Below are 14,189 nucleotides of genomic sequence, written 5' to 3'. Positions count from 1 at the left end.
GGCGTGGCGTTCACGCCGTCTTGCCGCTGTCCACCACCAGGTCCGCGCCCACCACGGACGAGGCGTCGTCCGAGGCCAGATAGAGGACCGCGGCGGCGATTTCCGCCGTGGCGGAGGCGCGGCCGAGCGGCACCGAGTTCTCCATGCGCTCGGCGCGCTCGGCCTCCGTCTCGCCGGGGAGCAGCGACATCTCCGTCTCCACGGGGCCGGGGCTGACCGCGTTGATGCGGACTCCGTCGCCGATGTGGTCGCGTGCGGCGCCCCGGGTGAGGACGGAGACGGCGGCCTTGGTGGCGGCGTACGCGGTGGCGCCCGGGTGGCGGGCGTGGACGCCGAAGACGGAGGCGATGTTGACGATCGCGCCGCCGGAGGGCTGGGTCCGCATCTGGCGGACCTCGGCCTGGAGAGCGTGGAAGACGCCGGTGACGTTGATGTCGAGCTGTTCGGTCCAGTCGGACTCCGGCAGTTCGGCCAGCGGCTGCCCGCCCCGGAAGACGCCCGCGTTGTTGACCGCCACGTCGAGGGAGCCGAAGCGGTCCACGGCGGCGGCCACGACGGCCTGGACGTCGGCGGCACGGGACACGTCGGCGGTGAGGGCCAGCGCCTTGCCGCCCGCCTCCTCGATCAGGGTCGCCGTGTCGTCGAGGGGTTCCCGCCGCCGCCCGACCACGACGACCTGCGCCCCCTCGGCGGCGAACGTCAGCGCGAGGGAACGGCCGATGCCGGAGCCGGCACCGGTCACGAGAACGGTCCTGTCGTGGAAACGAGTCCTGGTCATGATCTCCCCTTATTCTTGACCGATCGGTTCAGTATGGCGCCAAATAAAAAGGCGGCCCTCAGCAGGCGGCGGCTCTCGGCAGGCAGCGGCCCTCAGTCCAGCAGTGCCAGAGCCTGTTCCGCCGCGTCCCGCACCCGCGCCGGGTCCGGGGAGGCCTTGCCCACCACCTTGAGGCCCTGGAGCAGTACCAGCAGCATGCGGGCGAGGGCGAGCGGATCGCGCCCCGCGCCGAGCTCGCCCTGGGCCCCGGCACGGACCAGTGCCGAGTGCAGCACCGTCTCCACGTGGTCCCAGCTCCGCTCGACCTGCCGCGCGGCGGCCGGGTCGTGCGGAGCGAGCTCGGCTGCCGTGTTGGTGATGAAGCAGCCGTTCAGGCGCAGGTTCTCGGCGGTGGCCTCGTCCGCGTAACGCCGTACGAGCGCCAGTACCGCGGGCAGTACCGGGCCCGGCCGGGACAGCTCCCCGAGCAGGTCCGGGAGCTGTTCCCGATAGCGCTCAAGGGCCTTCAGATACAGCTCGTGCTTGTTGCCGAAGGTCGCGTAGAGGCTGGCGCGGCCGATGCCGAGGTGCTCGACGAGGTCGGACATGGACGTCGCCTCGTAGCCGCGCCGCCAGAACAGCTCCAGGGCTGCCTGCAGCGCGGCCTCCGGATCGAACTCCTTGGTCCTGGCCACGTGTCGCAGCCTAGGTCCAATGAGAACGGTCGGTCAAGAAAGGCTTCTCCGGGAGCGGGCTACGACACCCGGACCTGGTACGTCGGGATCCGTACCGTCTCGTCGTCCAGGCACTGCCCCGACAGCAGATCGAAGCGCTGCTTCAGCAGGGGCGAGGCGACGAACGGCCGGCCCTCGTGGGTGCCGGTCAGTCCGCGGGAGAGGACCGCCGCGCCACCGAACGGGTCGCGGTTGTCGATGGCGTACAGCTCGCCCGCGCGGTCGCGGAAGAGGGCCGCCTGCCGGCCGTCGGGCAGCAGGGCCGCCACGCCGCGGCCCGGCAGCAGGACGTTCAGGTCGCAGACCGTGAACCAGCTGTCGTCGAGGCGCAGTTGGATCTTCAGGGCGGTCGTCTCGGGTGCCAGGGTCATCGCTGGGCGCTTCCTTCCAGGACGTCTTCGGCGGGACGCATGCCGATGGACAGCAGGGGCAGGTCGGGCTTGATCTGGTCGCGCTCGGGGACGAAGCCGACGACCGGGTCGGGGGTGTCCGGCGCGTTCACGAAGGACACGAACCGGGCGAGCTTCTCGGGGTCGTTGATGGTGTCGGACCACTCGTCGCGGTAGTGGGCGACGTGCGAGGTCATCAGCGACTCCAGCTCCTCGCAGATGCCGAGGGAGTCCTCCACCACCACGTCCCGGACGTGGTCCAGGCCGCCGGGGATCCGCTCCAGCCAGGTGGAGGTGCGCTCCAGGCGGTCGGCGGTGCGGATGTAGAACATCAGGAACCGGTCGATCAGCTTGATCAGTTCGGTGTCGCTGAGGTCCTGGGCCAGCAGGTCCGCGTGGCGCGGGGTGGCGCCGCCGTTGCCGCCGACGTACAGGTTCCAGCCGCCCGAGGTGGCGATGATCCCGAAGTCCTTGGACTGGGCCTCGGCGCACTCGCGGGCGCAGCCCGACACCGCCGACTTCAGCTTGTGCGGGGAGCGCAGGCCCCGGTAGCGCAGCTCCAGGTCGATCGCCATGCGCACCGAGTCCTGGACGCCGTAGCGGCACCAGGTCTGGCCCACGCAGGACTTCACCGTACGCAGCGACTTGCCGTAGGCGTGACCGGACTCGAAGCCCGCGTCCACCAGCCGGGTCCAGATCAGCGGGAGCTGTTCGACGCGGGCGCCGAACATGTCGATCCGCTGACCGCCGGTGATCTTCGTGTAGAGGCCGAAGTCGCGGGCGATCTCGCCGATGACGATCAGGCCCTCCGGGGTGATCTCACCGCCGGGGATACGCGGGACGACCGAGTACGAGCCGTTCTTCTGGAGGTTGGCCAGGAAGTGGTCGTTGGTGTCCTGGAGCGCGGCCTGTTCGCCGTCCAGGACGTAGACGTCGGCACCGATCGTCGAGGCGAGGGAGGCGATGATCGAGGCCACGGCCGGCTTGCAGGTCTCGCAGCCGTCGCCGCCCCGGGCGCCCTCGCGGCCGTAGCGGTCCAGCAGGTCCTGGTAGGTGCTGATGCGCAGGGCGAGGACGATCTCGTAGAGCTCCTCGCGGGTCTGCGAGAAGCAGCCGCACAGGCCCTTGTCGACGACGACGCCGGACGCCTCCAGCTCGGCGGTGACCAGCTGGCCGAGGACCTTGACGCAACTGCCGCAGGTCGTACCGGCCTTGGTGCACTTCTTCACCTCGGGCACGGTGGTGCAGTTGTGCTCGGTGACCGCGCCGCGGATCGTGCCCTTGCGGACGTTGTTGCAGGAGCAGATGATCGCGTCGTCCGGCAGCGCGCTCGGGCCGAGCTGGACGGACTCGCCGGCACCGGCGGGCAGCACGAGCGACTCGGGCGAGACCGGCGGGACCGAACCCGTGAAGGCCTTCAGCGTGCCGTACGCCTCGGCGTCGCCGACCAGGATGCCGCCGAGCAGGGTGCCGTCGCTGCCGATGACGAGCTTCTTGTACAGGCCCGAGCGGGAGTCGGAGTAGACGACGTCGAGGCAGTCCGCGGTCGCGCCGTGCGCGTCACCGAAGGAGGCCACGTCCACGCCGAGCAGCTTCAGCTTGGTGGAGAGGTCGGCGCCGACGAAGGAGGCCTCGTCCGACGCGATGGTCGCCGCCGCCGTCTCGGCCTGCTCGTAACCGGGGGCGACCAGGCCGTACACCCGGCCGTCGGCGGCCAGCGCGCACTCGCCGATCGCGAAGACGTGCGGGTCGGCGACCGTGCGGCACTGCTCGTCGACGGTGATGCCGCCGCGCTCGCCGACCGTGAGGCCGCAGTCGCGGGCCAGCTGGTCGCGGGGGCGGACACCGGCGGAGAACACCACCAGTTCGGTGGCGAGTTCGGAGCCGTCGGAGAGCTTCATGCCGGTGACGGCACCCTCGGAGTCGACCACGATCTCCTGCGTGCCGACGCCCGTGTGGACGCTGAGGCCCATCTGCTCGATGGTGCGCAGCAGCGCCGCGCCACCGCCGTCGTCGACCTGCACCGGCATCAGGCGCGGCGCGAACTCCACGATGTGGGAGGTGAGTCCGAGGCCCTTCAGCGCGCCCGCGGCCTCCAGGCCGAGCAGACCACCGCCGACCACGGCACCGGTGGTGCGCGTCCTGGCGTACTCCTCGATGGCGAGGAGGTCCTCGATGGTGCGGTAGACGAAACAGCCCTTGGCGTCCTTGTTGGGGACCGGCGGCACGAAGGGGTACGAGCCGGTCGCGAGGACGAGGATGTCGTAGTCGAAGACCTGCCCGGACCGGGCGGTCACCCGGCGGGCCTCACGGTCGACGGTCTCCGCCGGGTCGCCGACGTAGAGCTCGATGCCCTCCTTCTCGATGAACTCCATGTCCGTCATCGAGAGGTCCTCGGGTGTCTTGCCCGAGAAGTACGAGGTGAGCGCTACGCGGTCGTAGGCCGGGCGCGGCTCCTCACAGAGCACGACCACGCGGTGCGTGGCGGTCAGGCCGCGCTCGGCGAGCGCTTCGAGGAAGCGCTGGCCGACCATGCCGTGGCCGACGAGCACGATCGTGGGAGTGGTCTCCCTGTTGGCGGTCATCAGGAGCCTCCATCGTTGGTGAGCAGGTGGAGCAGAGGACCGTCGTCGGGGAGCGGCTCTGCTCCCTCCCAGGCGCGCGCGAGCGCGCCGACGGTGCCGAGTTCGCCGACGAGGACCCCGCCGACCAGGCGGTCGTCGCGGACGACGACCTTGCGGTAGGTACCTCGGGTGGCATCGGCGAGCTGTACGACGTCGTCGCCGGGAAGTGCCTCCGTCTCGCCGAACGCGGCGAGGTCGAAGGCGGTGCGACCGGGCAGTGTGAGCCGGGTCAGCGAACGGGTGCCGGTGTAGCGGGCGGTCGCCCGCCCGGCCAGCAGCTCGGCGAGCACTTCGGCCTGTTCGAGGGCCGGAGTGGCGAGCCCGTAGACGTTTCCGTCGTGCTGGGCGCAGTCGCCGATGGCGTGGATGTACGGGTCGGAGGTGCGCAGTTGGTCGTCCACGACGATGCCCTTGCGGACCTCGAGGTCCGCACTCCAGGCGAGGCCCGCGCGCGGGCGGACCCCGCAGGCCAGGACCACCAGGTCGGCGTCGAGGGCGTATCCGTCGGCCATCTCGACCGAGCGGACCGCGCCGTTGACGCAGCGCACGTCACGCACCCGCAGGTCGGTGTGGACCTCGACGCCGAGCTCGCCCAGATGGCGCCGGACGAGCTGGGAGGCGTTCGGGTCGAGCTGGCGCTCCATGAGTCGCTCGGACTGCTGGGCGAGGATCACCTGCGCGCCGCGCTGGGCGAGCGCCCGGGCGGCGGAGACCCCGAGGAGTCCGCCGCCGATGACGACCGCCTTCGCACCCGGCCGCACCGCCTTGGACAGGCCCAGGCAGTCGTCCATGGTGCGGAAGGCGTGGACGCCCTCCGGCAGGACGTGGTCGGGGGTGAACAGACCGCGCAGGGGCGGCAGCACCGGGTTCGAGCCGGTGGCCAGGACCAGCCGGTCGTATGCGATCTTCGAACCGTCCGCGCACTCGACGGTCCGCGCCTCCCGGTCGATGCCGGTGACCCGGGCACGGGTGAGCTCCGCGGGCGCCGGCAGCGCGATCACGTCGGGGCTGTACCGTCCGGCCAGCACCTCGGCGAGCAGTACCCGGTTGTACGGGCGGTGCTCCTCCTCGCCGATCAGCGTCACGGGCGTGCCGAGCTCGCCGAGCCGCCGGGCGAGACGGACGCCCGCGAGCCCGGCGCCGATCACCACCACACGCGTATTCGAGGTCATGTCCAGGAGCGTGCGTTGCCGGTGTTACCCGACCGCATCGCATCTGTTTCCCGCGAGGAACGCTGCCCTCAGCGGGGGCGGTAAGCGAGTGTGAGGGTTCCGGGAGTGCGCCGGGGACGGGCTGTGAGGTGGCGAAACCAGCGGAATCCATGCAGGTGACATCGTCTACGAGGCTCAGCGGAAGCTCATCTCGATGGACTGGACACCTATCTCCTGTCTAGGGTCCCGATCATGCCCGACATATCGCTGACCACCCTCGTCGTCCTGTGCCTCGCGGCTCTGGCCGCCGGCTGGATCGACGCCGTGGTCGGCGGCGGGGGTCTGCTCCTGCTCCCGGCCCTGCTGCTCGGCCTGCCGTCGAGCACCCCGGCCGCGTACGCCCTCGGCACCAACAAGGCGGTCGCCATCGTCGGCACGTCCGGCGCGGCGGTGACCTACGCCCGCAAGGCCCCGGTCGACGTACGCCTCGCGGTCCGCATCGGCCTCGCGGCCCTCGCCGGCTCCTCGGCGGGGGCGTTCTTCGCGGCGGGGATGAGCACGGAAGTACTGAAGCCCGTGATCATGGTGGTGCTCCTGGCCGTCGCCGCCTTCGTCATCCTGCGCCCCGCCTTCGGCACCGCCCCCGCGACCGGCCCGGCCGGCCGGCGCCGCATCCTCGCCGCGATCGGCCTCGCCGGCCTCGGCATCGGTTTCTACGACGGTCTGATCGGCCCCGGCACCGGCACCTTCCTGGTCCTCGCGCTCACCGCCGTCCTCCATTTCGACCTGGTCACCGCCTCCGCCACCGCGAAGATCGTCAACTGCTGCACCAACGCCGGCGCGCTGGCCACCTTCGCCTGGCAGGGCACGGTCCTGTGGCAGCTGGCGGGGCTGATGGCCGTGTTCAACCTGGCGGGCGGCACGCTCGGCGCGCACACGGCACTGAAGAAGGGGAGCGGTTTCGTACGGGTCGTGCTGCTGACGGTGGTGTTCGCGCTGGTGACGAAAATGGCGTACGAGCAGTGGCTCGCCTGACCTACGGTGACCCCATGGCGACCCAGGTGATCGTGGTCAACGGCGGCTCCAGCTCCGGCAAGTCCGGGATCGTGCGGTGTCTGCAGGCGGTGCTGCCGGACCCGTGGCTGGCCTTCGGGGTCGACTCGCTGATCGAGGCGATGCCCGGCGAGGGCGCGGGGATCGAGTTCGCCCCGGACGGCGGGGTGCACGTCGGCCCTGAGTTCATGGCCCTGGAAGCGGCCTGGGCCCAGGGGATCGCGGCCATGGTCCACGCGGGCGCCCGCGTGATCATCGACGACGTCTTCCTCGGCGGACCGTCGACCCAGGACCGCTGGCGCCGGGTCCTCGACGGCCTGGACGTGCTCTGGGTCGGCGTCCGCTGCGAGGCCGCGGTGGCCGCGGGCCGGGAGATCGCCCGCGGCGACCGGGTGCGCGGGATGGCGGAGAAGCAGGCGGAGATCGTCCACCAGGGTGTGGTGTACGACGTGGAGGTGGACACCGCGGGGACCGAGTCCCTGGAGTGTGCGCGGACGATCGCCGCGCACACGCGCTAGACCTTCAGGACTTCTGCTGCTGTACGAGCAGCTCGACCACCCCCGTGATGTCCTCGCCCCCGTGCCCGTCCGCGACCCGCCGCGCCATCAGGGCCGCGTACGGCGCCAGCAGCTCGGTGCTCACGCCCTGCTCCTCGGCCGTGCGCAGCAGCGTGGCGTTGGCGGCGGACTGCATGGCCAGGTTGGAGACCACGCCCTTGGCGTAGTCGCCGCTCTCCAACTGGTCGGCGGCCATGTGCACCATGAACGTCATCGCGGTCAGCCACTCCGCGAGCAGCTGGGCGAAGTCCTTCGGCGCGATGTCCTCCCGGTGGATCAGCGCGAAGGCGTGCGTGATGCCCGCGAACATGCCGTCCATCGCGCTCAGCAGCGCCACGTCGTGCAGCGCGGCGGACCCGGGATCCGCGCCGACGTACGTGGTCGCGGCCGGCACGGCGAGGGTGTCGCGGTGCTCCGCGAAGAGGTCGGCGGAACCGCTGTAGAAGACGTAAGCACCGGAGTCCGGCACCTCGATCATCGGCGGTGTGCCCATGATCCCGCCGTCCAGGAAACGGGCGCCGCGCGCCTGTGCCCAGGCGGCCCTCGCGCGCCCCTGCCCCGGCGTCCCGGTGGTGAGGTTCACCAGGTCCCGGCCCTGGAGATCGGCTGTGTCGAGCGCCTCGCCGACCGACGCGTCGCCCAGCAGACAGGCGATCACCAGCCGGTTCGCGGCCACCGCCGCGGCGGCGCTCGCGGCGACCGTCGCGCCCTCGGCGGCCAGGGCCTCGGCGCGGGCGGGGGTGCGGTTCCAGACGGTCACGGGATGGCCGGCGGCGAGCCAGGTGCGGGCGAGGGCGGTGCCCATGGCACCGGCGCCGAGGAGGGTGAGCGGGGTCTTGGTGGTCAGGGCGTTGTCAGTCATGCCGCTTAGGGTTGTTCGTGGGGAAGCGCCTGCTCAAGTACGTACTTGAGAGTGGGTGGTTACCGCCGGGAAAGAGTCCAGGCAGGAAGAGGGGGCGGCATGGCGAGGGCACGGCGGCCGGGGTCGTACGTCTGCGGGATCGACGCGGCGATGGATGTGATCGGCGGCAAGTGGAAGGTGCTCATCCTCTGGGCGCTGCATGAACGGCCGTGCCGATTCGGCGAGCTGCGCCGGGAGCTGCCGGGGGTGACGGAGAAGGTGCTCGCGGCTCATCTGCGGGAGCTGGAGGCGGACGGGATCGTGCACCGGGAGGCGTACGACGAGGTGCCGCCGAGGGTCGAGTACTCCCTGACCGAGCGGGGCGAGACGCTCAACGAGGCGCTGGGGCCGCTGGGGGACTGGGGCAAGGAGAACATGCTCGGCGGTGCCCCGGCGAACCCGCTCGACGGTGCTTCAGCGACTGCCGGTCAGATGCGCGAAGACGACGACGTTGCCCTGATAGCCGGTCGCCCGTGAGTAGCCCCCGCCGCAGGTGATCACCCGCAGCTCGGGCCGGTGCGCCGCGCCGTACACCTTCTCGTCGGGGAAGTCCTTCGCGTCGTACACCTCGACGGAGTCGACCGAGAAGACGGCGGTGCCGCCGTCGCGCCGGGCCACCTCGACGGTGCTGCCCTTCTTCAGGGCGCCGAGGTCGTAGAAGACGGCGGGACCGTCGGCGTTGTCGACATGTCCGGCGACGATCGCGGTGCCCGTCTCACCGGGGGTGGTGCCGGCCTCGTACCAGCCGGCGAGGTTCTCCTTCGCGGCGGGCGGGACGTCGAGGCTGCCGGTCGGGGTGAGTCCGAGGCCCATCAGGGGGGCGTTCACGCGGATCGACGGGATGCGGATGCGGTCCGGAGGTGAGGGCGGCAGCGCGGGCGCGGAGCGTGCGTCGGTGCGGTCGGCGCGGGCCTCGGCTGCGGACGGCTGCGGCGGTGCGTGCGTCGCGGCGCCACTGCGCAGCAGCCAGGCACCGCAGCACAGGGCGACGACGGTGACGGCCGCTATGACGAAGTTGCCGGCGCTGCGGTGTCCGCGCATGCCGAGCCTCCTTTTCACTGAGCCTGCCCCTGTCCCCCTCCGGGCCGCGAGGGGCGTCGGACCCGGAGGGGGAGGGGACATGCGGTACCGGCGGACGGACAGCGGAGGGTGTCCGTCAGATCCCGTCGCCTCTCGCCCGGCGATGCAGGAGCCAGGTACCGCCCGCGGCGGCGACGGCGAGAGCCGCCACGCCGGCCGCGGTCTGCACGGGATCGGGGCCCAGAGCGCCACCGACCCCCGTCTTCACACTTCCTCGGGGATACACCTGCTGACGGGTGGAGGTGAGCGTGACCACCAGGTCGCCCGTGACCCGCCGGCCGCCCTCCGCGCACGTAGCGACGATCTCGTACGTCCCCGGCTGCGCGCTCTCCGGCACCTGGAACTGTCCGATCGCGTCCTGCTCATGGGTGCTCGGCGCGAGCGTGAACGGTCCGGCGCCCACCGCACTCGCGTCGCCCGCCGCGGTGTCGCCGTCCTCGCACGCCGCCGTGTTCACCGTGACCTGTCCGCCGGGCACGACCGAGGACGGGTACACCTCCAGGCTCTTGGCGTCCGCGGCGTACACCGGTGCGGCGGCCAGCCCCGCGGCCGCGACGGCGAGCGCGGTGCCGGTCAGCATGCGGGCGGTACGGCGCATCGGTGCTCCCTCGAGCTCTTCGGTGTTCCCTGCCCTTCCGAGGTAAGTGGCAGCGGGCCGAGCGCGCTTCCTGAGGGTGCGTCAGAAATGGGGTGAATGGGTGTCAGGTCGGTGTGCGGCGGGGCTGTGGTGATGGTGTTTGGGCAGGTCACCGGCGTAGCGCGGAGGTGTCGCGGAAGAGAACCCGAAGGGCGCAGAGCGGGGGTGCGACCGGGTGACCCGGCGTCGGCGGCCGGGGCTTGACCTCAACCTTTGTCGAGGTATCAGGCTGTCTCTCATGCAGATCACAGACGCACCTCTGAAGGTCACCCTCGTCGTCGGCAGCAACCGCCACGGCCGCTTCGGCCCCGTCGTCGCGGACTGGCTCCTCGACCTGATGCACGACCGGGAGGACCTGCTCCCCGAGGTCGTGGACGTCGCGGAGACGGACCTCCCCATGTCCTTCGCCCGAACCCAGGAGGCGACGGCGGCCCTCTCCGGAATCTCCCCGAAACTGGCCACCGCGGACGCCTTCGTCGTCCTCACCCCCGAGTACAACCACTCCTACCCCGCCGGCCTCAAGAACCTCGTCGACTGGCACTACACCGAGTGGCAGACCAAGCCCGTCGCCCTTGTCTCGTACGGCGGCATGTCGGGCGGCCTGCGAGCGGTGGAACACCTCCGGCAGGTCTTCGCGGAACTGCACGCGGTGACGGTCCGGGACACGGTGTCCTTCCACAACGCGGGGGCGTCGTTCGACGACGAGGGGAGGCTGAAGGACCCGGCGGGACCGGAGGCGGCGGCGAAGACGATGCTGGACCAGCTGGTGTGGTGGGGAAGGGGGCTGAGGGAGGCGAGGGAGCTGAGGCCGTACGGGGCGTAGCCCCGCCCCTTGCTCGATCAGGGCCCGGGACCGGGTTCCTGGGAAGGCGGTGGCAGTGCGGCAGGGAGCCTGGTCACGCCCGCTGCCGCACTGCCACCGCATCGCCGGCGGCCGCGCCTCAGCTCACGTTCACCGCACTCCACGCCGCGGCCACCGCGTTGTACTCCGTGCTCCCGGACCCGTACAGGTCCTTCGCCGCGTTCAGCGTCGCCGTACGCGCACCCGCGTAGTTCGTCGAGGACGTCATGTAGACCGTCAGTGCCCGGTACCAGATCGCGCCCACCTTGTTCCGGCCGATGCCCGTCACCGAAGAGCCGTTGCAGGTGGGGGAGTTGTAGCTGACGCCGTTCACCGTCCGGGCGCCGCTGCCCTCGGCGAGGAGGAAGGCGAAGTGGTTCGCGACACCGGACGAGTAGTGCACGTCCAGGTCCTTGACCGTCGAACTCCAGCAGTCCGCCGAGTTCCCGTCCTTCGAGGGCTTGTCCATGTAGCGCAGCGCGTCCCGGCCGAAGCCGGAGCGGACGATCTTCTCGCCGATCAGATAGTCCCCTGAGTCCGTGGAGTTCCCCGCGTAGAACTCCACCAGGGTCCCGAAGATGTCCGAGGTGGCCTCGTTCAGGCCGCCCGACTCACCCGAGTACGTCAGCGCCGCCGTCTTCGACGTCACACCGTGCGACATCTCGTGGCCCGCCACGTCCAGCGACACGAGGGGGCCGAGCTGTGTCCCGTCGCCGTCGCCGTACGTCATGCAGAAGCAACTGTCGTCCCAGAAGGCGTTGTTGTAGTTGTTGCCGTAGTGGACGCGGTTGAACGAGCCCTTGCCGTCGCCCGCGATACCGCTCCGCCCGTGGACGTTCTTGTAGTAGTCCCAGGTGACGTCGGTGCCGTACTGGGCGTCCACGGCCGCCGTCGCGCGGTCCGAAGTCGCCCCCGTTCCCCAGTGGTTGTCGGCGTCCGTGAAGAGCGTCGCCGGGGCGCGGCTGATGCAGATGCCCAGGATGCAGAGGTCCGTCTTGTTCGCCGCGTCGCCCGTGTATGTGTTTCCACGCGTCGCGTCCTTGAGCTGGTACGTCGATCCCGACAGCGTCGTCTCCAGCGGCACCGTCCCGCCGTACAGCGACTTCCCGTCACCCGTCGCCGTCTCGATCGAGTCCCACGCGTCGATCTGCGCACCCGTGCCCGCGTCGGTCAGCACCGTGCGCCCGACCGGGTTGCCGAGCGAGTCCTGTGCGACGACGTTCGTCCGCCAGGCCAGCTTCGGCGCGCCGTGCAGGGCGTCGACGACCAGCTGTGGCTCGGCCGTCAGCTTCTTCAGCGTCTCGCCGAGGTTGGCCGCGCGCAGCGCGTTCGCCGCGAGGACGGCGGCCTTCGGGGCGGTGAGGCCAGGGGTGACCGAGGACAGTGCGATGGGCCGGCGGGTGGCCCTGTCGGTGCTGCGGTACGTTCCGTTCGCGTCCAGGTGGACCACGAAGTCGCCGCCCAGTACCGGGATTCCGCGGTACGTACGGTCGTAGCGGACGTGCTGCCCGCCGTCCTTGTCGACCACCACGTCCCGGACCTTCGTGTCCTGCGCGGCGGTGAGGCCCAGCTTCGAGGCCTGTGCCACGAGCACGTCCGCCGCGTTGTCGATCGCGGTGGCCCGGGTCGGCCTGTCGGCCGCACCCGCGGTCGGGGAGAGCGCGGTGGCCAGGAGGGCCGCGGCGGTGGCGGCCATGCCGACCGTGGCGAGCCGGGACCCCAGGAGGGTGTGGACAGGGCGAACGGGACGTATCCGGCTCATCTGTCTCCTTGAAAAGGCGCCTTGGGGCGCGTGGGGGGAAAACGAGGAGGCGCGAGTGCTGCCTGAGATTTAAGGGGCCATGACATGTCATGTCCATAGGGCGTCTGTGCACGTCCGGCACCCGTGTGTGAGGAGAGAGAATCGTTTCTGTGAGACTCCCGTTCTTCGTCTACGGCACCCTGCGACCCGGAGAGGTCAACCACGACCACTTCCTCCGCGGCCGCACCGGCTCAGAGGAGCCGGGACGGCTCGACGGCGTGGTGCTGTACGACGGTCCTGGCTATCCGTACGCCGTCGAGGAGCCCGGGGGCACCGTCCTCGGGGAGCTCGTCACCGCCCTCCCCGAGGCGTACGACGACCTCCTGGTCGCCCTCGACCGGCTCGAGGACTACGCGCCCGGCGATCCCGACAACCTCTACGAGCGGATCGAGCGCGACGTCGTACGGGACGTCGACGGCGTGTCCGCGCGGGCGTGGGTGTACGTCGCCGCCCCCGCCGTGGCGACCGAACTGCGTGCCCGCGGCAAGCTGATCGGCAGCGGCGACTGGCTGGTCCGCGGCTGAGTGACTTGTGGACCGTGACGGTCGAACTCGGCCACCAGCGGCGCGAGTACGGCGAGAGCCTCCGCCCCTGGCACACCCTCGTCCAGCCGCTCGCTCACGGCAACTGAGCCGTGTGGGCGACCGGCCCGTGCGGCACCCCCGTCCGGCGCAGGGGCGGTGCCTAGCCTCCCGCCATGAACGGCAAGAAAGACACAGACAGCGACATCACCAGACGGCGCGTCCTCGCGCTCAGCGGCGTCGCGGCCGGGGCCGCCGTGGGGTTCGGCGTCACCTCGTGCTCGTCCGACGACGACACCGACACCCGGGCCGCCGCCTCCGGTACGGCCACCGCCTCCGCCGCCACCTCCGACATCTGCGTCCTCAACGGCAGCGTCACGCAAGGCCCGTACTACCTCGACGGCGCTCTCTTCCGGAAGAACATCACCGACGGCAAGAAGGGCGTCCCTCTCACGGTGAAACTGACCGTGCTGGACCGGACAGAGGACTGCGCGCCCGTGAAGGACGCCGCCGTCGAGATCTGGCACTGCGACGCCTGGGGCTACTACTCCGGCTACACCACCGCCAACCCCGGCGGCTCCGCCCCCGCCGAGAGCGAGGACACCAGCGGCGCCGACGACAAGACGTATCTGCGCGGCTACCGGACGACCGACGGCAACGGCGTCGTCGAGTTCACGACGATCTACCCCGGCTGGTACACCCCGCGCGCCACCCACATCCACGTCAAGGTGCACACCGGCGGCAAGAAGGCCGACGACACCTACGAGGGCGGCAAGGTCAACTGGACGGGTCAGCTCTTCTTCGACGACAAGTACGGCACCGAGGTCTACGGGACCGAGCCCTACAGCCGGCACTCCGGGACCGTCACCAAGCTCGACGACGACATGGTGTACGCGGGCGGCGGCGCCAAGGACGGGCTCCTGACCATCACCGGGTCCGTCGCCAAGGGGTTCACGGGCACCCTGACCGTCGGCATCGACCCCGACAAGGAGAGCACCGGCGCGGGCAGCGCAGACGGCGGCAGCCCGCCTCCCGGCAACGGCAGCGCCCCGCCCGAGCCGCCCACCGACTCCCCGGTGCCGATGCCGTCGGGCACATAGGCCGCACCGGCGTCATCACCGGCGGGAAGGGACGGCCCCGCGC

15 protein-coding genes are annotated in these 14,189 nt (G+C 71.1%); 6 read left to right on the top strand and 9 right to left on the bottom strand.

Annotated elements, in window-relative coordinates; genetic code table 11:
* Positions 1 to 10: 10 nt before the first annotated feature.
* From ACWD3I_RS11170 to ACWD3I_RS11150, 5 genes are all read right to left on the bottom strand, one after another.
* Complete coding sequence (locus ACWD3I_RS11170) at positions 11 to 778, bottom strand: SDR family NAD(P)-dependent oxidoreductase (RefSeq protein WP_365393854.1); 768 nt, start codon at positions 776 to 778, stop codon at positions 11 to 13.
* Between the two features lie 92 nt (positions 779 to 870).
* Positions 871 to 1,452: a TetR/AcrR family transcriptional regulator gene (locus ACWD3I_RS11165; RefSeq protein WP_365393853.1), complete on the bottom strand. Its 582-nt coding sequence runs from the start codon at positions 1,450 to 1,452 to the stop codon at positions 871 to 873.
* A gap of 59 nt (positions 1,453 to 1,511) precedes the next feature.
* Positions 1,512 to 1,862, bottom strand: a complete 351-nt coding sequence (gene nirD / locus ACWD3I_RS11160; RefSeq protein WP_046260233.1) for a nitrite reductase small subunit NirD — start codon at positions 1,860 to 1,862, stop codon at positions 1,512 to 1,514.
* On the bottom strand, positions 1,859 to 4,465 hold the full coding sequence (gene nirB / locus ACWD3I_RS11155; protein WP_365393852.1) for a nitrite reductase large subunit NirB: 2,607 nt from the start codon (positions 4,463 to 4,465) through the stop codon (positions 1,859 to 1,861). The genes nirD and nirB overlap by 4 nt, the downstream gene beginning before the upstream one ends.
* A complete protein-coding gene (locus ACWD3I_RS11150) occupies positions 4,465 to 5,676 on the bottom strand; it encodes an NAD(P)/FAD-dependent oxidoreductase (protein ID WP_365393851.1) in 1,212 nt (403 codons plus the stop codon). The genes nirB and ACWD3I_RS11150 overlap by 1 nt, the downstream gene beginning before the upstream one ends.
* Positions 5,677 to 5,907: 231 nt before the next feature.
* On the opposite strand from ACWD3I_RS11150, the gene ACWD3I_RS11145 reads away from it, so the two are divergent.
* The gene (locus ACWD3I_RS11145) at positions 5,908 to 6,690 is read left to right on the top strand and encodes a sulfite exporter TauE/SafE family protein (RefSeq protein WP_365393850.1); all 783 of its coding nucleotides are present in this window, start codon (positions 5,908 to 5,910) and stop codon (positions 6,688 to 6,690) included.
* 14 nt (positions 6,691 to 6,704) lie between these two features.
* Entirely contained in the window at positions 6,705 to 7,226 is a 522-nt protein-coding gene (cpt, locus tag ACWD3I_RS11140) for a chloramphenicol phosphotransferase CPT (protein WP_365393849.1), read from the top strand.
* 4 nt (positions 7,227 to 7,230) lie between these two features.
* Here the strand turns inward: cpt and ACWD3I_RS11135 are convergent, their stop codons facing one another.
* Positions 7,231 to 8,127, bottom strand: coding sequence for an NAD(P)-dependent oxidoreductase (locus ACWD3I_RS11135; RefSeq protein WP_365393848.1), 897 nt, complete (start codon positions 8,125 to 8,127; stop codon positions 7,231 to 7,233).
* 99 nt (positions 8,128 to 8,226) lie between these two features.
* Here ACWD3I_RS11135 and ACWD3I_RS11130 point away from each other — a divergent pair, with 99 nt between their 5' ends.
* Positions 8,227 to 8,643 carry a winged helix-turn-helix transcriptional regulator gene (locus ACWD3I_RS11130; RefSeq protein ID WP_365393847.1) on the top strand — a complete coding sequence of 139 codons (417 nt, stop codon included), beginning with the start codon at positions 8,227 to 8,229 and terminating at the stop codon, positions 8,641 to 8,643.
* Here ACWD3I_RS11130 and ACWD3I_RS11125 read toward each other — a convergent pair.
* Both ACWD3I_RS11125 and ACWD3I_RS11120 read right to left on the bottom strand, forming a co-directional pair.
* Positions 8,581 to 9,207 (bottom strand): class F sortase, encoded by a 627-nt coding sequence (locus tag ACWD3I_RS11125; protein WP_365393846.1) that lies wholly within the window; start codon positions 9,205 to 9,207, stop codon positions 8,581 to 8,583. The two genes, ACWD3I_RS11130 and ACWD3I_RS11125, sit on opposite strands and share 63 nt — an antisense overlap.
* Positions 9,208 to 9,322: 115 nt before the next feature.
* Positions 9,323 to 9,844 (bottom strand): hypothetical protein, encoded by a 522-nt coding sequence (locus ACWD3I_RS11120; protein ID WP_365393845.1) that lies wholly within the window; start codon positions 9,842 to 9,844, stop codon positions 9,323 to 9,325.
* A gap of 277 nt (positions 9,845 to 10,121) precedes the next feature.
* Between ACWD3I_RS11120 and ACWD3I_RS11115 the strand changes: the two genes are divergently transcribed.
* Positions 10,122 to 10,706 (top strand): NADPH-dependent FMN reductase, encoded by a 585-nt coding sequence (locus tag ACWD3I_RS11115; protein ID WP_365393844.1) that lies wholly within the window; start codon positions 10,122 to 10,124, stop codon positions 10,704 to 10,706.
* A 118-nt stretch (positions 10,707 to 10,824) separates the two neighbouring features.
* Here the strand turns inward: ACWD3I_RS11115 and ACWD3I_RS11110 are convergent, their stop codons facing one another.
* Positions 10,825 to 12,486: a M4 family metallopeptidase gene (locus ACWD3I_RS11110; protein WP_365393843.1), complete on the bottom strand. Its 1,662-nt coding sequence runs from the start codon at positions 12,484 to 12,486 to the stop codon at positions 10,825 to 10,827.
* A 149-nt stretch (positions 12,487 to 12,635) separates the two neighbouring features.
* On the opposite strand from ACWD3I_RS11110, the gene ACWD3I_RS11105 reads away from it, so the two are divergent.
* On the top strand, positions 12,636 to 13,049 hold the full coding sequence (locus tag ACWD3I_RS11105; RefSeq protein WP_365393842.1) for a gamma-glutamylcyclotransferase family protein: 414 nt from the start codon (positions 12,636 to 12,638) through the stop codon (positions 13,047 to 13,049).
* A 173-nt stretch (positions 13,050 to 13,222) separates the two neighbouring features.
* Complete coding sequence (locus ACWD3I_RS11100; protein ID WP_365393841.1) at positions 13,223 to 14,146, top strand: intradiol ring-cleavage dioxygenase; 924 nt, start codon at positions 13,223 to 13,225, stop codon at positions 14,144 to 14,146.
* Positions 14,147 to 14,189: the final 43 nt, after the last annotated feature.

The organism is Streptomyces sp. NPDC002817, assembly GCF_053592055.1.
The sequence above is the reverse complement of the archived record's forward strand: the minus strand, read 5'-3'. Positions and strand labels throughout refer to the sequence as shown.